This window comes from Hyunsoonleella sp. 2307UL5-6 (assembly GCF_047345485.1).
GTDB lineage: Bacteria > Bacteroidota > Bacteroidia > Flavobacteriales > Flavobacteriaceae > Jejuia.
This window is the reverse complement of sequence record NZ_JBLFEN010000001.1, coordinates 519,206-545,125: the sequence shown is the minus strand read 5'-3', so window position 1 is coordinate 545,125 and position 25,920 is coordinate 519,206. Positions and strand designations below refer to the sequence as shown.

Annotated in this window: 27 protein-coding genes; 10 read left to right on the top strand and 17 right to left on the bottom strand. The window is 31.3% G+C overall.

What is annotated here, in order from left to right:
* Window positions 1–139: 139 nt before the first annotated feature.
* Window positions 140–745, top strand: coding sequence for a hypothetical protein (locus ACKGJY_RS02400; protein ID WP_413972244.1), 606 nt, complete (start codon window positions 140–142; stop codon window positions 743–745).
* 154 nt (window positions 746–899) lie between these two features.
* On the opposite strand, the gene ACKGJY_RS02395 is transcribed toward ACKGJY_RS02400, so the two are convergent.
* Window positions 900–1,796, bottom strand: a complete 897-nt coding sequence (locus ACKGJY_RS02395) for a peptidoglycan DD-metalloendopeptidase family protein (RefSeq protein WP_413972243.1) — start codon at window positions 1,794–1,796, stop codon at window positions 900–902.
* Window positions 1,797–2,061: 265 nt separating this feature from the next.
* Here ACKGJY_RS02395 and ACKGJY_RS02390 point away from each other — a divergent pair, with 265 nt between their 5' ends.
* Window positions 2,062–2,523: a cold-shock protein gene (locus ACKGJY_RS02390; protein ID WP_413972242.1), complete on the top strand. Its 462-nt coding sequence runs from the start codon at window positions 2,062–2,064 to the stop codon at window positions 2,521–2,523.
* Window positions 2,524–2,587: 64 nt separating this feature from the next.
* Here the strand turns inward: ACKGJY_RS02390 and rlmF are convergent, their stop codons facing one another.
* From rlmF to ACKGJY_RS02375, 3 genes are all read right to left on the bottom strand, one after another.
* Window positions 2,588–3,460, bottom strand: a complete 873-nt coding sequence (rlmF, locus tag ACKGJY_RS02385; RefSeq protein WP_413972241.1) for a 23S rRNA (adenine(1618)-N(6))-methyltransferase RlmF — start codon at window positions 3,458–3,460, stop codon at window positions 2,588–2,590.
* Between the two features lie 152 nt (window positions 3,461–3,612).
* On the bottom strand, window positions 3,613–4,800 hold the full coding sequence (gene kbl / locus ACKGJY_RS02380; RefSeq protein WP_413972240.1) for a glycine C-acetyltransferase: 1,188 nt from the start codon (window positions 4,798–4,800) through the stop codon (window positions 3,613–3,615).
* A 3-nt stretch (window positions 4,801–4,803) separates the two neighbouring features.
* Window positions 4,804–5,757 carry an NAD-dependent epimerase/dehydratase family protein gene (locus ACKGJY_RS02375; RefSeq protein ID WP_413972239.1) on the bottom strand — a complete coding sequence of 318 codons (954 nt, stop codon included), beginning with the start codon at window positions 5,755–5,757 and terminating at the stop codon, window positions 4,804–4,806.
* A gap of 172 nt (window positions 5,758–5,929) precedes the next feature.
* Here ACKGJY_RS02375 and ACKGJY_RS02370 point away from each other — a divergent pair, with 172 nt between their 5' ends.
* On the top strand, window positions 5,930–6,391 hold the full coding sequence (locus ACKGJY_RS02370; protein ID WP_413972238.1) for an Lrp/AsnC family transcriptional regulator: 462 nt from the start codon (window positions 5,930–5,932) through the stop codon (window positions 6,389–6,391).
* Between the two features lie 63 nt (window positions 6,392–6,454).
* Here ACKGJY_RS02370 and ACKGJY_RS02365 read toward each other — a convergent pair whose 3' ends face one another.
* Complete coding sequence (locus tag ACKGJY_RS02365; RefSeq protein ID WP_413972237.1) at window positions 6,455–7,114, bottom strand: HAD family hydrolase; 660 nt, start codon at window positions 7,112–7,114, stop codon at window positions 6,455–6,457.
* A gap of 81 nt (window positions 7,115–7,195) precedes the next feature.
* Between ACKGJY_RS02365 and ACKGJY_RS02360 the strand changes: the two genes are divergently transcribed.
* Window positions 7,196–7,972 (top strand): ABC transporter substrate-binding protein, encoded by a 777-nt coding sequence (locus ACKGJY_RS02360; RefSeq protein ID WP_413972236.1) that lies wholly within the window; start codon window positions 7,196–7,198, stop codon window positions 7,970–7,972.
* On the opposite strand, the gene ACKGJY_RS02355 is transcribed toward ACKGJY_RS02360, so the two are convergent.
* Both ACKGJY_RS02355 and ACKGJY_RS02350 read right to left on the bottom strand, forming a co-directional pair.
* Window positions 7,947–8,093, bottom strand: a complete 147-nt coding sequence (locus ACKGJY_RS02355; protein ID WP_413972235.1) for a hypothetical protein — start codon at window positions 8,091–8,093, stop codon at window positions 7,947–7,949. The genes ACKGJY_RS02360 and ACKGJY_RS02355 overlap by 26 nt on opposite strands.
* Before the next feature lie 140 nt (window positions 8,094–8,233).
* The gene (locus ACKGJY_RS02350; RefSeq protein WP_413972234.1) at window positions 8,234–8,941 is read right to left on the bottom strand and encodes a DUF4197 domain-containing protein; all 708 of its coding nucleotides are present in this window, start codon (window positions 8,939–8,941) and stop codon (window positions 8,234–8,236) included.
* 272 nt (window positions 8,942–9,213) lie between these two features.
* Between ACKGJY_RS02350 and ACKGJY_RS02345 the strand changes: the two genes are divergently transcribed.
* Window positions 9,214–10,323, top strand: coding sequence for a TlpA family protein disulfide reductase (locus ACKGJY_RS02345; protein ID WP_413972233.1), 1,110 nt, complete (start codon window positions 9,214–9,216; stop codon window positions 10,321–10,323).
* Between the two features lie 728 nt (window positions 10,324–11,051).
* Here the strand turns inward: ACKGJY_RS02345 and ACKGJY_RS02340 are convergent.
* Window positions 11,052–12,149 (bottom strand): OmpA family protein, encoded by a 1,098-nt coding sequence (locus ACKGJY_RS02340; protein WP_413972232.1) that lies wholly within the window; start codon window positions 12,147–12,149, stop codon window positions 11,052–11,054.
* 146 nt (window positions 12,150–12,295) lie between these two features.
* Window positions 12,296–13,150, bottom strand: coding sequence for a formyltetrahydrofolate deformylase (gene purU, locus ACKGJY_RS02335; protein ID WP_413972231.1), 855 nt, complete (start codon window positions 13,148–13,150; stop codon window positions 12,296–12,298).
* A 142-nt stretch (window positions 13,151–13,292) separates the two neighbouring features.
* Here purU and ACKGJY_RS02330 point away from each other — a divergent pair, with 142 nt between their 5' ends.
* Together ACKGJY_RS02330 and ACKGJY_RS02325 are read left to right on the top strand one after the other, a co-directional pair.
* Window positions 13,293–16,730, top strand: coding sequence for a methylmalonyl-CoA mutase family protein (locus tag ACKGJY_RS02330; RefSeq protein WP_413972230.1), 3,438 nt, complete (start codon window positions 13,293–13,295; stop codon window positions 16,728–16,730).
* A gap of 200 nt (window positions 16,731–16,930) precedes the next feature.
* On the top strand, window positions 16,931–17,362 hold the full coding sequence (locus ACKGJY_RS02325; protein WP_413972229.1) for a hypothetical protein: 432 nt from the start codon (window positions 16,931–16,933) through the stop codon (window positions 17,360–17,362).
* On the opposite strand, the gene ACKGJY_RS02320 is transcribed toward ACKGJY_RS02325, so the two are convergent.
* Window positions 17,359–17,751 carry a hypothetical protein gene (locus ACKGJY_RS02320; RefSeq protein ID WP_413972228.1) on the bottom strand — a complete coding sequence of 131 codons (393 nt, stop codon included), beginning with the start codon at window positions 17,749–17,751 and terminating at the stop codon, window positions 17,359–17,361. The genes ACKGJY_RS02325 and ACKGJY_RS02320 overlap by 4 nt on opposite strands.
* A 125-nt stretch (window positions 17,752–17,876) precedes the next feature.
* On the opposite strand from ACKGJY_RS02320, the gene ACKGJY_RS02315 reads away from it, so the two are divergent.
* The gene (locus ACKGJY_RS02315) at window positions 17,877–18,320 is read left to right on the top strand and encodes an Lrp/AsnC family transcriptional regulator (RefSeq protein ID WP_413972227.1); all 444 of its coding nucleotides are present in this window, start codon (window positions 17,877–17,879) and stop codon (window positions 18,318–18,320) included.
* Between the two features lie 6 nt (window positions 18,321–18,326).
* Here the strand turns inward: ACKGJY_RS02315 and ACKGJY_RS02310 are convergent, their stop codons facing one another.
* The 3 genes from ACKGJY_RS02310 to ACKGJY_RS02300 are packed head-to-tail and all read right to left on the bottom strand — an operon-like array spanning window position 18,327 to window position 20,884.
* Entirely contained in the window at window positions 18,327–18,701 is a 375-nt protein-coding gene (locus ACKGJY_RS02310) for a VOC family protein (protein ID WP_413972226.1), read from the bottom strand.
* 3 nt (window positions 18,702–18,704) lie between these two features.
* The gene (locus ACKGJY_RS02305; protein ID WP_413972225.1) at window positions 18,705–19,670 is read right to left on the bottom strand and encodes a YpdA family putative bacillithiol disulfide reductase; all 966 of its coding nucleotides are present in this window, start codon (window positions 19,668–19,670) and stop codon (window positions 18,705–18,707) included.
* Between the two features lie 11 nt (window positions 19,671–19,681).
* Entirely contained in the window at window positions 19,682–20,884 is a 1,203-nt protein-coding gene (locus tag ACKGJY_RS02300; protein ID WP_413972224.1) for an MDR family MFS transporter, read from the bottom strand.
* A 360-nt stretch (window positions 20,885–21,244) separates the two neighbouring features.
* Here ACKGJY_RS02300 and ACKGJY_RS02295 point away from each other — a divergent pair, with 360 nt between their 5' ends.
* The gene (locus ACKGJY_RS02295) at window positions 21,245–21,766 is read left to right on the top strand and encodes a DUF4252 domain-containing protein (protein ID WP_413972223.1); all 522 of its coding nucleotides are present in this window, start codon (window positions 21,245–21,247) and stop codon (window positions 21,764–21,766) included.
* A 107-nt stretch (window positions 21,767–21,873) separates the two neighbouring features.
* The gene (locus ACKGJY_RS02290; RefSeq protein ID WP_413972222.1) at window positions 21,874–22,533 is read left to right on the top strand and encodes a DUF1684 domain-containing protein; all 660 of its coding nucleotides are present in this window, start codon (window positions 21,874–21,876) and stop codon (window positions 22,531–22,533) included.
* A gap of 221 nt (window positions 22,534–22,754) precedes the next feature.
* Here the strand turns inward: ACKGJY_RS02290 and ACKGJY_RS02285 are convergent, their stop codons facing one another.
* From ACKGJY_RS02285 to ACKGJY_RS02270, 4 genes are all read right to left on the bottom strand, one after another.
* The gene (locus ACKGJY_RS02285; protein WP_413972221.1) at window positions 22,755–23,189 is read right to left on the bottom strand and encodes a hypothetical protein; all 435 of its coding nucleotides are present in this window, start codon (window positions 23,187–23,189) and stop codon (window positions 22,755–22,757) included.
* Between the two features lie 6 nt (window positions 23,190–23,195).
* Complete coding sequence (locus ACKGJY_RS02280) at window positions 23,196–23,663, bottom strand: helix-turn-helix domain-containing protein (RefSeq protein ID WP_413972220.1); 468 nt, start codon at window positions 23,661–23,663, stop codon at window positions 23,196–23,198.
* 1 nt (window position 23,664) lies between these two features.
* Window positions 23,665–24,231: a hypothetical protein gene (locus tag ACKGJY_RS02275; protein ID WP_413972219.1), complete on the bottom strand. Its 567-nt coding sequence runs from the start codon at window positions 24,229–24,231 to the stop codon at window positions 23,665–23,667.
* Between the two features lie 383 nt (window positions 24,232–24,614).
* The gene (locus ACKGJY_RS02270) at window positions 24,615–25,919 is read right to left on the bottom strand and encodes a cryptochrome/photolyase family protein (protein ID WP_413972218.1); all 1,305 of its coding nucleotides are present in this window, start codon (window positions 25,917–25,919) and stop codon (window positions 24,615–24,617) included.
* Between the last annotated feature and the right edge of the window lies 1 nt (window position 25,920).

The window sequence follows — 25,920 nt, the reverse complement described above, 5'->3', positions numbered from 1 at the left end:
ATTTAGTAATACAACGTTGTTTTTTACAGTTTATAGTGATACTCGTTCAATGAACATGTGTAATTTACTGTTTTTCGAGTTTTTTACTTAATAGCTGACTACTTAGTTAGTTTTGAGGAGATTAAATAATTAATGCCCCATGAAACAATTAATTACACTCCTTACTATTGCTAGTATTTTTACTATTTGTAATACGCTAACTGCACAAGATTTAGCTGATAATTATAAAAAGCGTCATGCTATTTTTGATTATACAGAGCAACAATTAAACAATGTGGATTCTATACCTGGTTTTGAAAATAAAGCTGAAAAGTTAATGATTACAGGAACTATATTTGAAAGTGATGGTGTTACACCTGCTAAAAATGTAATTCTTTACATCTGTCAAGCTGATGAAGAAGGGGATTACCATTCAAAAAAAATAAATGGTAAGCGAACATTAAAGCATCAAGGATGGATTAAAACTGATGCCGATGGGAATTATACCTTTTATACTTTTATTCCAGGAAATCATTGGGGAAGTAAAGATTTAAAGCAAATTCATGGTTATATAAAAGAGCCTAATACTACAAATGCATATGCAATTAATCATTTTGTGTTTGATAACGATCCGTTTTTAAGGAAATCGTGTCGCAAAAAAATTGCAAAACGGGGTTTAAATAATATTTTGAAATTAGAAAAACAAGATGGTTTATTTGTGGGTAAACGTAATATTGTATTACAGCACAATGCATTAACCTATTAGCATTTATTGTTTTTTACTTTAACTTAGTTTTTTCGAATAATATACAATGGGATTTTATTTGATAGAGGATAAGTTAAATTATGTTTATGCTAAGAGTACAGTTTTACTCAAATAACATTTAATTATTAATAACGGAAAATATTTTTTAAACCATTTACTTCTCGATGATTAATTGCTGTCCAATTTTCAATACAGCACTTTTTCTAATAGTATTTACCTTACATATAGATGCAATGGTAACATTGTTACGCTTTGAGATTCTAGACAGCGTATCTCCAGATTTTACAGTGTAAATAGAGCGTTGTTTTATTAAGCTCGCTATAGCGTTAGCTTCTGATAGTAATGGTTTTATATTGCTTTGTCGTCTTGAATTATGGGCTATGGGTTGTGTCCATTTTTTAGTTATCCAAAGTTCTTTTGCTCTAATTTGATTGTTTTCATCAAATTTAAAAAGGTATTCAGGGTTTATAGAAATACCTTTATAATTTATAACGAGATGTAAATGGCTGCCTCGAGCATTACCAGAAACACCACCCTTACCCAAATATGTGCCTTTGCTTACTGTATCATTTTCTTTTACGCCATATTCTGATAAATGTGCATACACAGTTTCTAAGTTGTTATAATGCCTCACAACAACAGTTCTGCCATGTCCTCGCGTATATCTAGACATACGAACAATGCCATCAAACATAGAAAAAATACTATCACCAGTCACTAAATCAATATCAATACCTTTATGAGGCCTTCCATGGCGCCACCCATACCTAGATGTTATTACTTTATTCTTCTTAATAGGTGAAAAATAGGTAGAATCTTTAAATTTTAAATGTATCGGAAATTTAAGTTCCTTGGCGTATTTGTATGGGTCGTAAACGGTGCTAATCCAATATTCATCTGTAATATTTATAGTTTCTAATTTGGGAACATCTACAACTGAGGTTATAGAGTCTTCAATAATATCAATAGTTATGGGCTGTAAGAAATCGTATTTTTGAGCATGTAAATTTATACTTAACAGAATAATTATAACTATGATGCGGGATAGCATTGGTGAAAAAATAAATTAATTTTTTAGAATGACGAATTTAATAAAAATAACGTATTTATTAAAAAAGATGTATTGTTTTGAAATTTCAAATGATATTTCAATATTTTTTTCTTATAATGGTTAAAAATGAGTAAACTTACTTTAATTAAGGCATATAAATTCGTAATTTAGACGTCTATTATTTATAACGCATATCCTAGATGTGCTTTGATGTAGTTTAAGATAGCTTAACAAGCATCATAAAAATTAATTTTTAAAACAATACATGGCAAAATCGCAACAAACTTACAGTAAAAGTGAAAAAGAAAAAAAACGTTTAAAAAAGCGAGAAGACAAGCGAAAAAAAATGGAGGCTCGTAAGCTTGCAAAGGAAGAGAATGGTAGTAAAGGTATTGAATTTGCTTACGTTGATCATAACGGGCATTTAACAGATACGCCACCAGATCCTACAAAAAAAGTAAAAATAAAGGCGAAGCATATAGAAGTTAGTATCCCAAAAACTCTAGAAGGAGATAAAGAAGAAGTAGACTATGTAAGACAAGGCACAGTATCATTTTTTGATACTTCAAAAGGTTTTGGGTTTATTATAGATTCTGAAAATCAAGAAAAATATTTTACACACGTTAGTGGTTTAATAGATGAAATTGCTGAAAATAATAAAGTAACTTTTGAATTAGAAAAAGGACAACGTGGTATGAATGCTGTAAAAGTAACCTTAGTTAAATAGTAACAATATTTTTATATTATAAAACCTGATGCTTACAACGCATCAGGTTTTTTTGTATAATAAATTAAAACCACCAAATAATAAAACGACTTTTTTTATGACCTTGCGCCATGGGAATAATCTCATAATTAGCTTTAGCTTTATAAAGTTGTTTTTCTATTTTAGGGAGATGACTAGCCTTAGCTACTAAACTTGTAAAAAACTTTATTTGATGTTTAAATAAGATACTTTCTTTAATTAATCTTTTAATAAATAAAGATTCTCCTCCATTACACCAAAGTTCGTTGGCTTGCCCTTGAAAGTTTAGTATAATATTACTTTTATCAGAGTTATGGTTGAGATTTTTATGTTTTTTTAGAGAGCCTTTCATAGCATCCTTTTCAGAAGTGTGAAATGGCGGATTGCAGACTAAAAAATCAAATTCATCTTTAGAAGTCACGCAATTTTTTAATAAGAAACTCTTGTCGCTTTGGTGTAGGATAGTAACTTTATCTTGTAATTCTTTGGTGTTACTTATATTTTTATTGACAACAGCTACTGCTTCTGCATCACTTTCTATACCTACCATTTTCCAATTATAATATTGCGCTCCTAAGATGCAATAAATACCATTGGCACCACAACCGAGATCTAAGCCTTTTACACGAGTATTGGGTGATATTTTTATTTTTTCTGAAATGATATCGTTGATATGTAACAAATAATCTAGTCTACCAGGAATTGGTGGAATAAGGTAGCCTTTGGGTAAATGATAATAGTTTAGTTTAAAATCTGATAACAATAAACTTTTATTTAGGGCTAATACAGCAAATGCATCACTAAAATTTATAGTTTTTTGTCCAGAAGGGTTATAAATGATATGTTGTTTTAAATCCATATTGCGATGGGTTAATCGCTCAAAATCATAACCAAACTTATATGGATTTTTTTCATGCATATTAGGATGTAAAAATAGGGGTTAAAATATGAATTTAGTTTGTAATTACTAACGAAATTGGTAGTGCTATCCATAAAAATTATTTTCTATGATTTGAAACATGAAAAAAAAAGATGTTATAAATCATCGTTTTACACACATAATAAAAAACATTAAATAACCTCTAAACGTTTACCAACTTTAATAAATGCATCTATAGCTTTTTTAATATGTTTGGTTTCGTGTGCAGCAGATAGTTGTACGCGTATTCTAGCTTTTTCTTTAGGTACAACAGGGTAAAAGAAGCCAATAACGTAAATACCTTCATCTAGTAGCATTTTAGCAAATTGTTGCGACAGTTTTGCATCGTAAAGCATTATGGGTACAATAGGGTGTATGCCAGGAATAATATCAAAACCAGCCCTGGTCATTTCTGTTCTAAATAACGCTGTGTTAGCTTCTAGCTTGTCTCTTAAAGTTGTATCATCAGAAATTAAATCGAAAACTTTTAAAGTTGCACCTACAATGGCTGGTGCAAGCGTGTTTGAGAATAAATAAGGTCTGGAATGTTGCCTTAATATATCAACAATTTCTTTTCTCGCTGCAGTAAAACCACCAGATGCACCACCAAGCGCTTTCCCGTAAGTACCAGTAATAATATCTACTCTATCTATAACATCATAATGTTCATGAACACCTCTACCAGTTTCACCTATAAAACCTGTAGAGTGGCATTCATCAATCATAACTAAAGCTCCATATTTATCTGCTAAATCACAAATTTTATCTAATGGTGCAATTCTGCCATCCATAGAAAAAGAACCATCTGTAACAATCAATTTTCTTCGTGTTGAAGCTGCTGCTTTAAGTTGGTCTTCAAGATCCTTCATATCACAATTCTTATATCTAAAGCGTTGTGCTTTACATAAACGAACACCATCTATAATGGATGCATGATTTAATTCATCTGAAATAATGGCATCTTCCTTAAAAAGTAAAGGTTCAAACAAACCACCATTGGCATCAAATGCAGCAGCATAGAGTATACAATCTTCCATACCAAGATATTGTGCGGTTTTTTGCTCTAATGTTTTATGAATATCTTGCGTACCACATATAAAACGTACAGATGATAGCCCAAAACCATGTGTTTTTAATGTATCAATTCCTGCCTGAATGACACGTGGATCAGATGATAAACCAAGGTAATTGTTAGCACAAAAATTTAAAACATCAGTATTACTTAATGTATCAATTTCAGCACCTTGTTTTGAGGTGATAACACGTTCGTTTTTATACAAGCCACTTTTTTTAATAGTCTCAAGGTCTGCTTTAAATTGTTGTTTTATATCTCCGTACATAGCTTAAGCGTTTTCAGGTTTATAAGTTTCTTTTAAGTTTTTAATCATATCTACAGTCATGGCTTTTAAATCGTATTTTGGTTGCCAATTCCAATCAGTCCTAGCTTCATTATCGTTGATGCTATTAGGCCAAGAGTCTGCAATATCTTGTCTAAAATCTGGTTTATAAATCATCTTAAAATGAGGTATTAGTTCACAAATAGCGTGCTCTAATGCTTTAGGATTAAAGCTCATACTAGCAATGTTGTAGGATGTTCTAGTCTTAATTTGCGCTTTAGAGGCGTTCATTAATTCTAGAGTAGCTCTTATGGCATCATCCATATAAATCATTGGTAGCACAGAGGTTTCATTTAAAAAACAGGTGTAGTTTTCACCCTTTATTGCATAGTGATAAGCATCAACGGCATAATCTGTTGTGCCACCTCCTGGTGAGGTTTGATACCCAATAACACCAGGATAACGTAATGAGCGAACATCTAAATTATACTTTAAAAAATAGTAATTAGCCCAATGTTCTCCAGCGGCTTTACTCATGCCGTAAACGGTAGTTGGTGTCAAGAAAAAATCTTGCGGTGTTTCGTTTTTGGGCGCATTTTTACCATAAACAGCAATGGAACTGGGATAAAATACTTTTTTTATACCAAACAAGCGTGCTGCTTCTAAAATATTGAGAAATGTATTATTATTAATATTCCATGTATGCAAGGGGTTTGTTTCACCTTTGGCTGATAATATAGCTGCCATATGATATATTTCGGTAATATTATGTTCTTTTATTATTGTTGCAATACTATTGTAGTCTGTGGTATCTAAAAACTCAAAAGTTCCTTTAAAGTTTGCATTAAGTTTTATATCTGTGGCAATCACATTGGTTATACCATAGGTGTCTTGAAGTTTTTTTGTTAACACCGAACCAAGTTGTCCGTTAGCCCCAGTAATTAGTATTTTATCTTTCATAATTATAACTTAAATGAAGTTATACTAAATTAATGTTATGTTGATTATAATGATAAAAAATTCTGTTAATTAGCAATAAATAAGTTTTTTATTCTTTATATTTTAATATTTGTAGGTATATTTACCTTTAATAATTGCTGTTTTAAAAGTATTAAAGTATATTTTACTGCATATGGATAAACTAGACGATGTTGATCTTAGAATACTACGAATTCTTCAAAAAGACTCAAAGAAAACCACAAAAGAAATTGCTGAATTACTACACCTAACTGCATCTCCAGTATATGAAAGGATAAAAAGATTAGAGAAAAAAGGATACATAAAACGCTATGTAGCCCTTATTAATAAATCACAAATTGGCTGCCCAATTACTGCTATTTGTATGGTGTCATTAAGATATCATGATGAAGGTTTTATCGATAAGTTTGACAGACAAATTAAAGCACTACCAGAAGTACAGGAATGTTACCATATGGCTGGTAAAGTAGATTTTTTCTTAAAAATAAACTTAAAGAGTTTAGAAGATTACCATGAATTTGTGAGACTAAAACTTTCTAAAATTGAAAATATAGGCGTACTGGAAAGTTACTTTGTTTTGAAGGAAATAAAAGCTACTACTGAATATCACTTTTGATGTGTGTAATATATTCTGATAATTTTTGTGCAATTTCGATGTAAACGCAAAATGACATATACTTTAATTAAATTTTTTTGATATTTTATCAAAATAAATGGCTTCAAAATTTGAAATAACCATATTTGCTTTAGAGTAGTCTTGATTTTTAGAGTGAAAACTATCATACCCTACACAATAAATACCTGCAGATATTGCTGCTTGTATACCGTTAGTAGAATCTTCAATTACAAAACATTCATTTTTATTGGAACCTGAAGCCTTTGCTGCTTTTTCAAAGATCTCAGGATGTGGTTTAGATTGCCTTAAATCGGCACCACTTAATTTAGCTTTAAAATATTGATTTAAATCAAAGCGCTCAAAAATTAGATTAATGCCACTCATTGATGCAGACGAGGCTAAAACTAGCGTTAATCCATTGTCGTGATAGTTTTTAATTAAAGCTAAAACACCATCTATTAGTCCAAAAGTAGTATCTGTATTAAATAGTGTTTTGTAGTGTTTACGTTTTAGCGCTACTAAGGTTTCTGGCGTTTCACGTAAGTTAAAATGCTCACATAATTGTTTACAAATATTAAGTGTAGACTTGCCTGTAAAAGATTCATAAAGCGCTACTGGAACAATAATTCCAACGTCATCAAACATATCATGATAAGCTTTACGATGCATTGTTTCGCTATCTATGATAACACCATCCATATCAAAAATAACAGCTTTAAGCATATTTTAAATTTTTAACGAAGATATAGTTTTGTATTTTTTTTTGGTGATTCAGAATAAAAAAAGTGTAGTTTTATTTTTAATATGAATCACCAACTTCAAAATATATTAGCACACAATACAACGCCACAACGGATAATTTCTTTAGTGCCAAGTCAAACAGAATTATTGTGCGATTTAGGCTTAGAGGCCTCTATAGTTGGTGTTACAAAATTTTGTGTGCATCCAAATTTTATTAGAGCTAAATCTAGCGTTATTGGTGGCACAAAACAAATTCATATTGAAAAAATAAGAGCGCTAAAACCTGATATTATTTTATGTAATAAAGAGAAAAACACTAAACAGATAGTTGAAGATTGTGAGGCGATTGCCCCTGTGCATATTTCTGATATTTATAATATAGAGGATAGTATTATCCTTATTAAGCAATACGGGATAATCTTTAAAAAAGAACATGAAGCTCTAAATATCATTTCTGATATTGAAATAGAACTTAAAGAATTCGAGAATTTTGTTGAGAAAAGAGTAGCTTATAAAACTGTTTATTTTATATGGAAATCTCCATGGATGGTAGTGGCTAATAATACGTTTATTAATTCATTAATGAAGTTGAATAAATTTGATAACTATTTTAAAGACAAATTACGCTATCCAGAAATTAAACTGCAAAAGCAAGAGCATGTGGATTTGGTATTATTATCTAGTGAACCATATCCATTTAAAAAGAGACATATAGTAGAACTAAAAGTATTTTACCCTAATGCAAAAATATACTTAGTAGATGGTGAAATGTTTTCTTGGTATGGCTCTAGATTAGCTAAAGCTATTAAATATTTTAAATCACTCCATGAGAGTCTTTAGAAAATTCTACTTTACTAATATCCTCTACAAAGTTTTTTATTCTTTTTTCTAGCTGTTTCATACTAATTAAGGGCGTAGTGTTTACTTTTATTTTACCAATTTTACAGAAATGCGGACTCATAATTAACTTGTTTTAAATTAATTACGATGTTTTTTGCAGTTTAGATGTTTAGTTTATGTTAAAAAAAGCATAAAATAATTTCACCTATAATTTCAATCTACATTAGATAAAAAACCTAGTAAATATTTAGGTTTTAAAAATTATCTATCCTGAAGTGCGAAAACACGTTGTAATAAATCTGTTGTTCTAGAACTTAAGGTGTTTCTTATCTCTTTTTCTTCAACAGCAATCATAGTGTATACACCTTTTAAAGCTTCTTTAGTAACATAATCTGTTAAATCAGGGTTTACGTTATTCGTAAGAGGTAGTGTATTATATTTATTAATTAAGTTTGTCCAAATAGCATCAGCACCCACTTTACTAAATGAGTTTTTTATAACAGGATTAAATTTTGAATATAATGCTGTTTGCGTTTTAGATGTTAAAAATTGAGTTGCTGCATCATCATTTCCTAATAATATATTCTTAGCATCTGCAAAAGTGATGCCTTTAACAGCATCTATAAAAATGGGTGTAGCCTCTTTTACGGCGTCTTCAGCTGCTCTGTTTAAAACTTTTAAACCTTCATCTGCTAGTTTACTTAAACCTATGCTTCTAAGTGTTTTATCTACTTTTTGTAGTTCGTCTGGTAATAAAATTTTTACTAATTCATTTTTAAAAAAACCATCCTCTTGGGTAAGCTTAGTGACTTGTTTATCTATACCTAAATCTAAGGCTTGCCTTAAGCCTGAGCCTATTTCAGCATTTGTTAGTACGCCGCCTTGGGGTAATTGATTTATAACACCTTGTAATTCTGCACAAGCTGTGGCGTTAAACACTAAAACAACTAATATAATTTTACGTATCATGCTATCTGGGTTTTAAATTTCAAAGATACACTTATGCTTTAAAACATAAAGACATCTAAAATTTATATTAGATGCCTTTTATATGTAAATCGAATTAATCCCTCAATCAATTAGATTCTTATGTAATTATTAGACACTCAATAAATAAACACGTCACATTTTCAAGTTATTTTTTTATATTTTGCTATAAAAACTAAAGAAGTTTACACAAAATACTATTTTAGCATAATCCTTGTTATAAGATATGTAAATCATCTTTTTCAATAATTAAAATGAAAATAAAAATCTTAATAGTATTACTGACATTTTTTTCGGTATTTTCTTCAGCACAGATTAAAATATCTGAAACGATTAAAAATTCATCTCTTGCTACCGATGATGAAAATGCATTATATTTTGTTGATTTTTGGGCTACGTGGTGCGGACCATGTATTGCAGCAGAAAAACAACTATCAAGTTTACAACGGCAATATCCAAAGGATTTCTATATCATGTCCTTATCTCAGGAAAATTCTCAGATTGTGAAAAATTTTACCATAAAGCATAATTTAAAATTAGGCGTTGCAATTGATTATGATGGTGAAGCTTTTTCCAAATATAACATTGCTAGTTTACCATATGGTATTTTGTTTAATGCAAAAGGGGAAAAACTTTGGGAAGGTCATCCAGCAGATTTTAAAACGTATCATATTGATGGTTATTTAAGTACTAATACCCAAAAACTATCTGTAGATGAGATGTTTAAACTACAATCGTATTTGCCAGTAGCTATACCGAAGGAAGCAGATTTGGAGCAAGATTTTGAAATTGTAGAAATTGAAGAACCTTTAGAAACACTTGAAATAATTGAGAAGCAAGATTTTTTACAATTAACAGGAAGTTTAAAGGATATTATAGCTTACACAAATTATGCTTATAAAAACCAAGTTAACATGCCATCTGAATTGAATAAAACGTATCGTATGCGTTTTAAATATGATACCAAAGCATTGAAAAAGATGGAAAAAATTATTTTGAAGCAGTTAAAACTTAGGCGTAAAGACGCATCTGCTAGTGGAGAGGCACTTTTTTTGAATTTATCTAATGCACGCTTTTGGGATGCAGATCAAATTAATTGGGGTAGTGATACACCGCACTTTTTAATTGGTAATACCGATATACAAGCAGATAACGTATCGTTAAATCAAGTTAGTTTTCAGTTAGCCAATCTTTTAGAACTACCAATTATTATTAGTGATGCAGATATGGCTAATAAATTACACGATTGGGAATTGCATTATAAGTATTTCGATTTAATGGCATCTAATTTAAATGATACCTATGGCGTTGTAATAGAGAAAAGGGTTGTAGAATATCCTAATTATATTATCACAGAAAAATAGCAGTATCAGTTAATAGTATAAATAATATTTCTAAAAAAAGGTGTTTAGAATTAATACCTTTTAAACGTATGTTTTATAAGGATAACAAATTGAAGATATAAAGAACTTTTTTTTTTGATTATATATTTGGAGAATTCTAACCTAGAATTATAAAGGTAAAGCAGTGTTTTATCTTAAAATCACACATTTTACTACTAATAAAACTAAACATAAATACGTTTTAGTTTTTTTTTAAAATAATGATAACTACATAAGTTTTAGTTAAAAACACCTTATCTCACTCACTTTTATTACTTACCCTTGTTGTTAATTTGTTTTATACTGTTTATTTAAAACTAGGCGAGCAATACCTCTCTTAAAAGTTAATGGATAATGGTAATTTACGTTGCTATGAATTAGAATAGTTTTAGTAAGAAGAAGACAAATTACATGGTATGTCATTATAAAAAATGGGAGATGCTGTTCTTTTTAATAGTATTCAAGTAGTATTAAGAGCTTGACCTTTAATTGATTATATCAATGATGCCCTTAATATTAGAGTGAAACTAAAGCCAAAAACTGTAAAGGAGGTTAGGTAAGAAGTGGATTTCTAAAATAGTAACTGTTTACACTATTAATATTGTTTTTATATTTAATTATAATTTTCTTTTTCAGAACGAGAAGTGATAATAAAAAAGAGGCTGTCTGAAAAGACAGCCTCTTTTAATTTTATTTATAAAAACTAAAATTTAGTTTCCAATAACTCTAAATTCAGTTCTTCTGTTTTTTCTGTGCTCACCTTCAGAACAATCAACACCATTAGAACAACGGTTTACTAATCTAGTTTCACCATATCCTTTAGCAGTCAATCTGCTTCTAGAGATACCTTTAGATACTAAATAGTTAACTACAGAATTTGCTCTTTGTTGAGATAAAGACATGTTAAAGCTATCATTACCTCTAGCATCTGTATGAGACATTAACTCAATACTTACAGGCTTGCTATTTAATAATGGTAATAAAGTTTCATCAATTGTTTTCTTAGAAGCAGCAGTAATTCTTGCGCTACCTGTTTCGTAAAAAATTGGTAAAACGTTAGAGTTTAACAATCCACAATCAACTTCTTCCCAAGTAGTTAAACCACCTTTTTTAGCTAATACAGTTCTAGTAACGCTTTTAGACTGAGCAGGAACAGTTACGCTTCTTGTAGAAGCAGGAGTTGCTAAAACTTGACGCTTAATAGTTTTGTACTCAGCAGGAATATCAATTTGATCCATTCTTGCAGGAGTTTTAACTACACGTTTCTTGTAAGTAGCACTTCTTTCTGGCACAGGCACGCTAGTTGTAGCAGCATCTTTATCTAAAGTTGTAAAACTTACGTCTCTAGATTGAGCAGGATACTCAACAAAACAAGCTACCATACAATCTTCTTTGTTAGGAGAGTCACAAGCAGTTTCTCTGTATTCCCAACCAGAAGTTTTAGGGTACGTTTCAAAAGTTCTTGAGTCAGAACCAAAAGAAGCAGGAATAATACTTAAATCAGATCTTCCTTCTTTACTTACGTAAGGTACTTCTACAGTTTCATAAGTTGCAGGAACATATACAAATCTTTTAGAAGCTTCTTGTACTAATACACGCTCTTCAACAGTTCTGTACGTAGCTGGAACTACTTCTAATCTAGTGTATGCAGGATACGTTTGGATAGTTTCCTCTACAGTTTTAAACTCATCCTTAGTAATACACTTTACGTAACATTTTCCTGGATCAGGATTAGCAGGTAAATTTTGTGCTTGGGACATTCCAAAGCCTAATAAAAAAGTTAGGCATAAAATAAAATTTGATTTCATAAAAATTGAGAATTTGTTAATGGTTTTTATTATTTAGTTTTAAGACACAAATATAATTATAAAGTCACAATTAACATTTGTCTATAATGCAAATGTTAATTTTTTCTTAATCAAAAACAAATTAAAGGCTTGTTAATATAGAGTTTTTATGAAAAAACAACAGTTTTATTATTGTATACCATTACTTTTCTTTCAGAGTGAAGTTTAATAGCATTGGCTAGTACAATTTTTTCTAGATCACGCCCTTTAGCAATTAAGTCTTTAATAGTATAAGCATGGGTTACACGTGATACATCCTGTTCTATAATTGGTCCTGCATCTAGTTCTTCAGTTACATAATGACTCGTTGCTCCTATAATTTTAACACCTCTTTCGTAAGCGGAATGGTAAGGTTTTGCTCCTACAAACGCAGGAAGAAAAGAGTGGTGTATGTTTATTATTTTATTTGTGTATTTATCAATAAGTTTTGGAGAAATTATCTGCATATAACGTGCTAGTACTATAAAATCAATATTATTATCTTCTAATAATTGTAATTGTTTATTTTCTGCATCCGCTTTTGTAGATTTTGTAACTGGTATATGATGAAATGGAATTTTAAAATTATTAGCAATAGGCTTTAAATCTATATGATTACTAATTATAAAAGAAATTTCTAAATTAAGCTCTCCAGAATTATAGCGCCCAAGGATATCATATAAGCAATGATCGTATTTAGAGATAAAGAGCGCCATTTTAGGCTTTTGGTCAGAATCATAAATCCGCCATTTCATATTTAACTTATCAGCTAAATCACTTTTAAAACATGTTTTAAAAACGTCTGTTGAAAAATCGGCCTTACTAAATTCACTTTCAATACGCATGAAAAATATATCCTGTTGATTATCAACATGTTGATCCAAATATACAATGTTACCATTTTTATTGGCTATAAAATTGGTAACAGTAGCAATAATATTTGATCGATCTTTGCAGTGTATTAAAATGGTAATTTTCTTCATGAAGCTTATTTTAGCACTTCAAAAATAAATAAAAACGCTTCTAAGCATACTTTTTAAATAAATTTTGCAATATTTTTTCGAAATATCATTTTTTTTTGAATTATTCGTAAATTGCAGCTAGTAAACTAATTATTTTTTAATAATGAATCAAGAAACTCCTTATAAACCAAAATATAAAATTAGAGTGGTAACTGCTGCGTCACTTTTTGATGGTCATGATGCATCAATAAATATCATGAGGCGTATTATTCAAGCCACAGGAGTAGAAGTGATTCATTTAGGGCATGATAGAAGTGTTGAAGAGGTTGTTAATACAGCGATTCAAGAAGATGTAAATGCTATTTGTCTTACCTCATATCAAGGTGGACATAACGAGTATTTTAAATATATGTATGATCTTTTAAAGGAAAGAAGCGCAGAACATATAAAAATTTTTGGTGGCGGTGGTGGCGTCATATTACCATCAGAAATTAAAGCGCTTATGGATTATGGTATTACGCGTATTTATTCTCCTGATGATGGTCGTAAAATGGGGTTACAGGGTATGATAAATGATTTAGTGGCAACATCTGATTTTGCTATTGGTGATGCATTGAATATTGATATTAATTACCTAAACACTAAAAATAGTAAAGCAATAGCTCGGGTAATTTCTTCTGCTGAAAATTTTCCTGAAACTGCAAAGACTACACTTTCTCAAATTCATTTAAAAAATAAAAATTCTAAAACACCAGTTCTAGGAATTACAGGTACTGGTGGTGCAGGAAAATCAAGTTTAGTAGATGAATTGGTAAGGCGTTTTTTAATAGATTTTCCAGAAAAAACTGTTGGAATTATCTCTGTTGATCCTTCAAAACGTAAAACAGGTGGTGCTTTATTGGGAGATCGTATTAGAATGAACTCTATTAATAACACCAGAGTTTACATGCGAAGTTTAGCAACACGACAATCTAATTTAGCATTGTCTAAACACGTAAATGAAGCTGTTGAAGTTTTAAAAGCAGCTGAATTTGATCTGATTATTTTAGAAACTTCAGGAATAGGGCAGAGCGATACCGAAATTATTGAGCATTCTGATGTGGCTTTGTATGTGATGACACCAGAATTTGGTGCCGCAACGCAATTAGAAAAAATTGATATGCTAGATTTTGCAGATTTAGTAGCTATAAATAAGTTTGATAAACGAGGATCTTTAGACGCGCTTAGAGATGTGAAGAAGCAGTACATGCGAAATAATAATCTTTGGGATACACCACAAGAGGATTTACCTGTTTTTGGAACAATAGCTTCTCAATTTAATGATCCTGGGATGAATACGCTTTATAAAGCGGTAATGGATAAGCTTGTTGAAAAAGTAAATGCAGATTTAAAATCTTCGTTTACCATTACAGATGAAATGAGTGAGAAAATATTTGTAATTCCACCATCCAGAACTCGCTACTTATCTGAAATAGCAGAAAGTAATAGGAATTATGACAGTAACGTTACTTTACAAGTTAATGTTGCTCAAAAACTTTATGGTATTTTTAAAACCATATGTTCTGTTATTAATGTAACTTCTACCACAACAGAGCAATCTTTTATTGAAAAATCAGGATTACATAATGCTACTATTTTAAAAGAAGCTAATGAAGAAACTAAAGATTTTATAATATTACTTATTGCTGAGTTTGATAGAGTTAAAATGGATTTAAGTCCCTATAATTGGGAAGTTATTATTGGGTGGCACAATAAAGTAAACCGTTATAAAAATCCAGTGTACTCCTTTAAAGTTAGAGATAAAGAAATTAAGATTGAAACACATACAGCATCTTTATCGCACACACAAATTCCTAAAGTATCGCTTCCTAAATATCAAGCTTGGGGCGATATTTTAAGATGGTGCATGCAAGAAAATGTACCAGGAGAATTTCCCTATACGTCAGGCTTGTACCCATTTAAAAGAACAGGCGAAGACCCCGCAAGAATGTTTGCTGGAGAAGGCGGACCAGAGCGCACAAATAAACGTTTTCATTATGTAAGTGCTGGTATGCCTGCAAAACGTTTATCTACAGCTTTTGATAGTGTAACGCTTTATGGAAATGATCCAGATTTACGCCCTGATATTTATGGTAAAATTGGCAATGCAGGGGTTTCTATTTGTTGTTTAGACGATGCAAAAAAACTCTATTCTGGGTTTAATTTGGCAGACCCGTTGACTTCGGTAAGTATGACTATAAATGGGCCTGCACCAATGTTATTAGGCTTTTTTATGAATGCTGCTATAGATCAGCAGTGTGAAATATATATTAAAGATAACAACCTTGAAACCGAAGTTGAGACTAAAATAAAAGCGCTTTACAACAATAAAGAACGCCCACATTATAACGGGGAATTACCAGAAAGTAATAACGGTTTGGGATTAATGCTGTTAGGTGTTACGGGAGATCAAGTATTGCCTAAAGCTGTATATTCTAAAATTAAAACAAATACAATAGCTCAAGTTAGAGGTACAGTACAAGCTGATATTCTAAAAGAAGATCAGGCACAAAATACATGTATTTTTTCTACCGAATTTGCCTTACGTTTAATGGGCGATGTACAAGAATATTTTATAAACAATAATATCAGGAATTTTTATTCTGTGTCTATTTCTGGTTATCATATAGCAGAAGCTGGCGCAAACCCTATCACACAGTTGGCTTTAACCTTATCTAACGGCTTTACTTATGTAGAGTATTATTTGAGTAGAGGTATGGACATCAATAAATTTGGTCCAAATTTATCTTTCTTTTTCTCTAATGGTATCGACCCAGAATATGCAGTTATTGGTCGTGTAGCTCGAAAAATTTGGGCTAAAGCTATGAAAGAAAAATACGGTGCTAATGCCAGAGCACAAATGCTAAAATATCATATACAAACGTCTGGCCGTAGTTTACACGCTCAAGAAATAGATTTTAATGATATAAGAACTACACTTCAGGCGCTTTATGCAATTTATGATAATTGTAATTCCCTACATACTAACGCCTACGATGAAGCCATTACTACGCCTACAGAAGAGTCTGTTCGTCGTGCTATGGCAATTCAATTAATTATCAATAAAGAATTAGGTTTAGCAAAAAACGAAAATCCTATTCAAGGTGCTTTTATCATTGAAGAGTTAACAGATTTATTAGAAGATGCTGTACTGTTAGAATTTGATCGTATTACTGAACGCGGTGGTGTTTTAGGTGCTATGGAAACCATGTACCAACGCTCTAAAATTCAAGAAGAAAGTTTGTATTACGAAACGTTGAAGCACAACGGAAAGTTTCCAATTATTGGTGTAAATACTTTTTTAAGTAGTAAAGGCTCTCCAACGGTTTTACCTGCGGAAGTAATACGGGCTACAGAAGATGAAAAACGATTTCAAATTAACACTTTAGAAAACCTTCATAAAGCTAATGATACTGAAGCTCTTTTAAAGAAACTTCAAGAAACTGCAATTCATAATAAAAATATTTTTGAAGCATTGATGGAAGTTTGCAAAGTATGCTCCTTAGGGCAAATTACAAAAGCTTTGTTTGAAGTAGGAGGGCAGTATAGAAGGAATATGTAAGCAGAGCACCAACTTTACACAGTAAAGTTGTGTGAATCGCTTATCCCGTGGCATGCGGGATCTAAGAGCATCAACTTTACGCAGAAAAGTTGTGTAAATTCCTTTGTTTTAATAGCTTATATTGCCACAGAATCTAAATAATTATCAAAATTTTTACGCAACCCTTTTGAAATTTCACCATCTTAAATTAAACAACTAAAATGAGAACTTTACTTTTTATGCTGTTATTAGTTACAATCTCAAGTTGTGCTTCTGATGATGAAAAACCTTCAGATGATAATACTTTAATTGGTAAATGGCAACTTATCGAACAATTATCAGATCCGGGAGATGGTAGTGGTACATTTCAACCTATAACTAGCGATCGCACTATTGAGTTTTTTAGTGATGGCACAATTATTAGTAATGGGATTTTATGCTTTATGTCTTCAGAAGTTGGTGATAAAGAATCTGGAATGTTTTTTTTGACTACAGATACGAATACCGATAATCAATTTGATGGCGAAATTATACCAAACATATGTACTTCTAGATCAGCAAGAGTATTTTTTGATTTACCAGTAAACGGAAATTTAATCTTGTGGTATCAATGTATTGAAGGGTGCGGACAAAAATTTGAAAAAATAAACTAGAGTGTTAACATCCAAGAATGTTGCAGCTTCTTAAATTTCTTTAATTCACGACGTAAAACAGGTAAAAAGTCTTTACCATTACTATTGCTTTTTTCTAAACGGTAAGCGTTTTTATAAAGCAGGTTTGTAAGCCTTTTTAAAGACGCAACATGTCTATGTTTTCTGTCTGAATACCGCTCACGTTCTGCATTTTCTATTTCAGGAGCTAATGACACTGAATGTTGAATAATATCACCTGAAAAGTAAATATTAATATCTTCTGAACCATCTTCTTTTAGCGCAGATAAATCTTCATTTAAATACAAAGAAATACTCTGAGATAATGCAAAAATCTCTATAGCTTTTTGATAAATCGGTAATTCCGATAGATTTACTGGGGTATTATGCATTATTACGTATTTTCATTAGCATTTTAGTCAAAATTAGTCACTAAAACTTACATTCAACTTTAATATCTAAAGTAAATTACTATTTTTGCTTTAAATTCAATGTTTTATTAATAAAATATCTTTAAATGCAAATCGACACCCTTAATGCAAAGATTTTGAAGTGTTTACAGGAAAACGCGAGACAATCTAATGCTGAAATTGGCAGAAAAGTAGGGATAAGTTCTCCTGCTGTTTCAGAACGTATTAAAAAAATGGAAGATTTGGGTGTTATTGAAGGCTTTAAGGCACTTGTGTCTCCTTTTGAAATTGGGTATCAACTAAAAGCTATTATTACGTTACGGGCATTTATGGGAAAATTAAAGCCATTTTTAAATAAAGTAAAATCGCTTGATGAAGTGGTAAATTGTTATCGTATAACAGGTGATGAAAATATTGTAATGGAAGTTGTACTTAAAGACCATAAACATTTAGAGGCTTTTATTGATGATTTAATTATTTATGGTGAATCGAAAACCCAAATTGTACTGTCTCGAGTGATTAAACAAAAAGAAATTATCCCAATTAAATAAAGCCTTTTAAATACGCCACGGCGGATTTTTCCTGTTAGTTCCTGCATGGTATAAAATAATATGATTACCATCTAAATCTTTTAAATGCGCTTCTCTCCATAACCAAGACTTATCTTCCGGTAATGTTTCAAAAGAGATACCTTTTTGTTGTAATTGTAATACCAATGCATCTAAATTCTCATCTTCAAAATACACAGTAATACCATTTCCTTTTGGTAATTCTTCAACTTTATGAATTGAAAACGTGCTATTGCCACTAGTACATTCAAAACGCGCATATTTGGGTAATGCCTCAACAATTAATTTTAAGCCTAATGTTTTATAAAAACCAATAGCTTTTTCTACATTTTGTGAGGGTATTGTAATTTGATTTAAATCCATATTCTAAATAGTTAACGTAGTTTTAATATGGTTTGCAATTTGTTTGGCATGTATGCGGCTATTTTCTATAAACCATTTGTGGGTTTCCATGCCCCCACAAATTACGCCTGCTAAATACACGCCTTTAATATTAGTTTCCATAGTATCTTTGTTATATGTAGGCTGTTTTTTAGCATCATTAGTTAAGGTTACACCTAGTTGATGTAATACATCAAAATTTGGTTTGTATCCTGTTAATGCAACAACAAAATCATTAGGAATAGTTTTGGATCCTTCTAGCGTTATAAATGTTAATTCAGTTTCTTTTATTTCTGTTATTTCAGCATTAAAATAGGCTTTAATACTGCCTTCTTCAATACGGTTAATAATATCTGGACGCACCCAATATTTTACACGCTTCCCGATGGTTTCTCCACGAATAATCATAGTCACATTGCCGCCTTTTCTATAAATTTCTAAAGCAGCATCAACTGATGAATTACTTGCGCCAACTATTACAATATTTTGCATAGCGTAGGGGTGTGCTTCTTTATAATAATGCGTTACCTTTGGTAAATCTTCACCTGGTACATTTAGTAAGTTTGGTATATCGTAAAATCCAGTAGCTAAAACGATGTTTTTTGTTTTGTAAGTCTCTTTATCTGTTGTAACAGAAAAACCAATAGCTTCTTTTGTAATCGTTTTTACTGTTTCAAATAAGTTAACATATAACGTGTTAGAAGTTGCCACGCGCCTGTAATACTCTAAAGCTTCGTCTCGGTTGGGTTTTGGGTTTTTACTTATAAACGGAATAGCATCAATTTCTAATTTTTCAGAAGTAGAAAAAAAAGTCATGTTTTTAGGATAATTAAAAAGAGAGTTGGTTAGTGCTCCCTTTTCAATTATCAAATAATTCCAGTTATGCTTTTTACATTCTAAAGCACAAGCAATCCCAATAGGGCCACCGCCGATAATTATTACATCTTTCATTTAAAATTCGCTTATATTTTTTGTTTTAATTGAGCCTTTAAAATAAGTAATAAAAGTACGCAAAAGCCACCTATTAGTGTTATGGTATACCAAGTTTTGTCAAAACCAAAACCGTCTACCATTTGCATGCCAGCTTTATGTCCAAATATATGCGCCATAGAAAATGAAATAGCATATAATGCCATATACTCGCCTTGGTTTCCCTTTTCTGCACGCTCCATAGCAAATGCATTTGAAAACGGAAATGCTATCATTTCTCCAATAGTCATAAAAAATAGGCCTATAATTAAAATACCCGACCATGAGGTAATATTTAAAATAATAAAGCTTATAGCAGTTAGTATAGCTCCTACAATCATCAACTTTACTTTAGAAATCCCAGTGTTTTCTAACCATTTTATCAAAGGCATTTCTAACAGAAAAATTATAAAACCATTGGCACCTAAAAGTAACCCAATCTCAAATTCTGATAATACGTGTGCTTCTCTATAATAAATAGGCATTGTAGAGAAGTATTGTAAAAAAATAACTCCAAATAAAAACATGGCTATCAAAAACGTAACAAACGCTTTATCTTTATAAGCCGATTGCGGATTGGTAACCACTATATCGTCTGTAACCTTAGATTTTTTAGGGTGTAAAACTCTAAATAATACAATAGTAGCCAGCATACAGGTAATACCATCCACCCAAAACAAACCACCATAACCTAAGGTTGTAATTATAACACCCCCAATAGCAGGTCCTGCAGAAAACCCAAGATTAATAGCTAAACGAATTAAGGTAACACTTCTTGTTTTATTTTTTGGTTTACTGTAAGCACTTAATGCCACAAACATTGCAGGACGAAACATATCAGCCACTAGCATTACTAAAAATACGCCTAAACACAATGTATAAAACGTAGTTAAAAACTGTAAAGCAATAAACAATATTCCTGTACTTAAAAGGCTTCCTACCATTACTTTATAGTAACCAATGGTATCTGTTAATTTTCCACCAAGCCATGATCCTATTACAGAACCTAAGCCAAAACACATCATAATTGTACCAACATTACTTAATGTAAATTTTAAGTCTTCGGTTAAATACAATGATAAAAATGGTATAACCATTGTACCAGCTCTATTTATTAATGTTATTAAAGCTAGCCACCATACTTCGGTAGAAAGGCCTTTAAATGTGTTTAAGTAAGTGTTAAAAAGTGTTTTCATGTGTTCTAGGTATTCTAATTTTAATCATTCCTCTGGAGGAAAAAATATGTTGTGTGTCATATAAGGTGCCATTTGTGTTGTTAACGAGGTACTGTGTTTCATTGGTAATTTCATAATCATTGTTTTAAATTTTAAGTAATGCACAAAAAAAAGTCCGACTGCGAAGTCGGACTTTAAAATATATCTGTAAACGTTTAGTTTATAACATCACAATACATTACAAGTCCGTCTTTCCTGCTTTAAGGAAACGGTCCATTGTGTTCTGCAAATTGTGACGTTACTACGCATTTTTTATCTTTATAAAGTACAAATCTAGGTAAATAACTTGGAAGTTGTATTTTTACAATGTTAATTTTTAATATGAAGAAATCAATATTAGTTATTTCTATTACTTTTTTGCTAGTGTCTTGCGGTAGTAGTTTTCAAGGGTTTTATAATAAGCATAAGGCAGATTTGGGTACAACATCCTTTCAAGTCCCTAATTTTATGAAAGCCGTATTAAGTACTATTTCACCACAGGTAAAAAACGCTATTGGTAATATTTCAGACTTTAAATATATTAAGTTCGAAAATGTTTCGGCACTAAAACGTCAAACTCTCATTACTGAAATGAATGCGGTAACCAACAGCGGTTACTTAGATGTTTTTAGAAAAAACGAGTTGGAAAACACACGAATTATATCTGTAAAAGAAGCTGGTGTTGTAGTAACCGATGCTATTATTTTTATACAAAAAGGGGCAGACGTTGCGGCTTATTATTTACAAGGTAATTTTGATCCAGAAAAAATTAAAGCCTTTGCCGATGAAGATACATTTAATGCTTTTTCAAATGATTTATTGCAGAATTACAATACCAATCTTAATCCATCATTTAATCCCTAAAAGTGATGTGCGTTTTAAAAAAAACTAAATTATTTGGGCGCCTGCCTACCTGCGGTATTGCAGGCAGGTTACCCTATAAAGTTGGGCTTTCTAACATATGTTTTCTCATGCTTCAAAAAAGGATGCCGCTACAATCCCTAACGCGGGCGTATCCGCTAGTACTATACAAAATCCTAACATTAGTAGTACTTGCTACGTTTTTAGTATCTACAAGCTGCGCAAAAAAAAAGCGACCTATAAAAGGTGATACAACATATCAAAAAAAACAAAATGCTTTTTTTAAAGATGCTTCTACATCACCATTAAAAAAGAAAGATCTTAAAACTTTTGAAGGTTTAGATTTTTTTGAGTTTGATTCTACATATATCGTAAACGCAAAACTAAAACGCACACCAAATAACGAATGGTTTAATATGAAAACTACGACAAAGCGCGTCTCAGAAGAACGCATTTATGGTGTTTTGTATTTTGAACTCAACGGAAAACAACATCAACTAAATATATACCAAGGCAAAGAAGCAGTGGAAGAAGGTGATGATTACTTGTTTTTACCTTTTTTGGATGAAACTAACGGACTAGAAAGTTATGGCGGTGGTAGATATATAGATAGTAACATACCCAAAGGAAATACACTAATACTTGATTTTAATACCGCTTACAACCCTTATTGTGCTTACAATTCTAAATATTCTTGTCCAATAGTACCAAGAGAAAACTACTTAAAAACTAGAGTAGAAGCAGGGGTAAAGCGTTTTAAAAAGGATTGAATTTAAGTGTTATGAGACGATGATTTATAAAACTATTAGTATTGACAAACAATTTATTTTCAAGGTTTTTTCTGGTGTTTCGTTTAACGGTCTCGGCTATGAGTAGTTGCGTGGTTTAGTACGTAACTTTGCAAGTACACACCAAACTGAAAATTCGCGAGAATTTTCAGAAGTAGGCGAGAACAAGCGATTACTTATAGCCATTGTTGTACACTGGCGTTTTAGAAATTAAAAATAACATCCTCTCGTAACATGTTTTTAACATCAATGGTTGGTAAGAGATACTCATTAAATGGTGTTCCCTCGGTTTTAGCATGTAATATTCCTCTGGCAGAACCTACAGTCAGTACAGCAAAATGTACTGCAAGACCTTTTGCTACTAAATAGGATTTATCATCTTGTTTCATTTTATTCAAGAAGTCATTTTTTTCTATTTCAAATAGTCCTTGAACTTCAAGAATTAAAAATGGCTGATCCTTTTTTCTCTCAAAAGAAAAACGAGTGTTACAAGTTACTACTTGGTCGTCAATATCTAAACCAAATCCTAATCCAGTCATTAAGTTCGTTTCGCCAGTTTTTTTGTAAGCTTTATCAATTATTGCAAACGATATAGTTCGTAAACCTGTAAAAGCAAAACCTAATTTATTGTACGTCATCGCTTTTTAAATTTGATTAGCTGTGTAAGTATATGAATCCAAGTTTTCCATATTAGTTTGTAAAACAGGATTTCTTTGTGTAATTCTTTCAGACGTCAATTCTTCCTCTATAGTTTTGTACTTGCGTTTATGTACAACTTGCATCGATTGAAGAATGACAGCTGAATTAGTACTTTTATTAGACTTTATTTTTGGTGATGTAATATCAACGCCTAAAGCCTCGGCAATTTTGTCTATTGTTTCGAATGTTAAATTCGCTTTAGCGCTTAATATTTTATTTACTTGTTGAGCACTTACACCCATTTTATTTGCTAGGTCTATTTGCTTGATTTTATGTAAATCCATATAATCCAACAACTCTAGTGCAAATGCTTGAGATCTAGTTATATTCCTCCTGTTAGAACGGTCTCTTTTAGCTCGTTCTTTCCATTTAGTTGCTGTTCTTGTAACTACTTTGTTTAGGTTTTTTTCCATGTTATAATTCAGTAGAATCTGTAATGTTTTCTTGTTTTAGCCAAGACTTTAAATAAGTCATTTTATCTAGTTCTAATTTCAAAGGTTCTGTATCCATTTTATCGACTAATTTAATTCCAGCTCCTGTTATTACAATTGCATAGTTACCGACACGCACTCCATATAGTCTCAATAAAGAACCGTAATCATAGGTGTACATTTTTCTTCTTCCAGGATCATGATATCTTTCAGATTTTGACAACTCGACAAATTCATCAAATAATGTTTCAAAACAATCACCATTTTGAGACTCTTCGCTTATTTCATCTAATTTATCAAACAAATCACCTGCTTCTTGAAGAATTTCAGTTGTTAAAAATAATAAGCTATGATTTTTATATGCTCCTTGTTTCCAACCTGATTTCGAGGATTTAATAAAATTTCGTACAAACAATGGGTTTTGAAGTTGATCCTGTATCTTATCCAGTTCTGTTTCATACTCTGTGGGTGTTTGGTAAAATGGACAATTATCGAAGTTCGCTAAATAAACCCCTTGATATTGTTCGTCAAATGTACTAAAAATTTCCATAAAATCAACCTGTAGGTTTATTTTTTGCGTAAAATTAACAAATATGCATTTTTATATACAATTGAATAATTAAAACTTATTAACAATAAAGTGAATTTTATTTTACGAATCATTATGATGTTTTAAGCTTGTGTACAACGGTCAATCGGATATACTTCCGTTTTAATACTGAAACTAGTTCAGCACAGGTGACGTATATCCAAAGTTAAACGAAGTTAGGTGATTTTTTTCACAAAGCCAAGTGTAATACTCTTAGTTGTAGTGTAGGTGATAAAAAACAAATAGATCAGTTTTTTGTCCTAACTTTTGGATTATACACGAAAATTCAACTTGCTATTATGTGTGCTGTATAGATAAAGTCAGTACAAATGAAGTCTTAATACTTAATTTAAAGCACTCTTATAAGTTTCTAAACAACGTGCTCTAGCCATTTTATGGTCTACCATGGGTTGCGGGTAGGTTAACTCTTGAAAATCTCGCACCCAAGTTTTAATATAATTTAGTTCTTTATCAAACTTTTGTATTTGCGATGTGGGGTTAAAAATTCTAAAATAGGGTGCAGCGTCAACACCACTGCCTGCAACCCATTGCCAATTACCAATATTACTTGCCATTTCGTAATCGTGTAATTTTTCGGCAAAATAGGCTTCTCCCCAGCGCCAATCGATGAGTAAATGTTTACATAAAAAACTACCCACCAGCATGCGTACACGGTTGTGCATAAAACCTGTTTCGTTTAGTTGTCTCATACCTGCATCTACAAGCGGATATCCTGTTTTACCTTCACACCATACTTTAAATTCTTCTTCATTATTACGCCACTGTATACGGTCGTATTTAGATTTAAAACTGCGTTCTGCTGTATGGGGGAAATGCCAAAGAATTTGCATAAAAAACTCACGCCAAATTAATTCTTGCCAAAATATTTCATTGTTTTCGGCAATAGCTTTTTTTACCATTTTCCTGATACTTACGGTGCCAAAGCGCAAATGTGGTCCTAGCTTTGATGTAGCATCTTTAGCGGGAAAATTACGTGTGTCTTCGTAGCGTTGTATTAAGGTTGGGGTTACCGTGTAGGGTTTTATCTTTTGGGTAGATGTTTTAAATCCAATATCGGCTAAACTTAAATTGGGTAATCGTGTATGTTCAATTAAATTATTAAGAAAGTTATTTGTATAATAAATGTCTAAATTATGAGATTTAAATGTTTCTTTCCAAACTTTCATATATGGCGTGTATACTACATATGGGTTGCCATCTTTTTTTACTACCTCATCTTTTTCAAAAATAACCTGATCTTTATAGGTCTTAAATTCAATATTTTGAGATTCTAATAGATTTTTTATGGCTATATCACGCGTTTTAGCATAAGGCTCATAATCATGGTTTGTGTATACTGCATTAATGGTATAATCTTCTATTAAAGTATTAAAAATATCTAACGGTTTCCCATGGAACATCGCAATACTACTATCATGTTCGTTTTGTAACGTATTACGCATACTTTGCAAAGTTTCATAAATAAATGTAACCCTTGCGTCATCTTCAGGGAGTTTATCTAAAATTTCAGCATCAAAAATAAAAATTGGTAATACAGGAAAATCACCTTGTAACGCCTTAAAAAAACCAAGATTATCGTCTAATCGTAAATCACGTCTAAACCAAAATATATTTACTTTTTTCTTCATG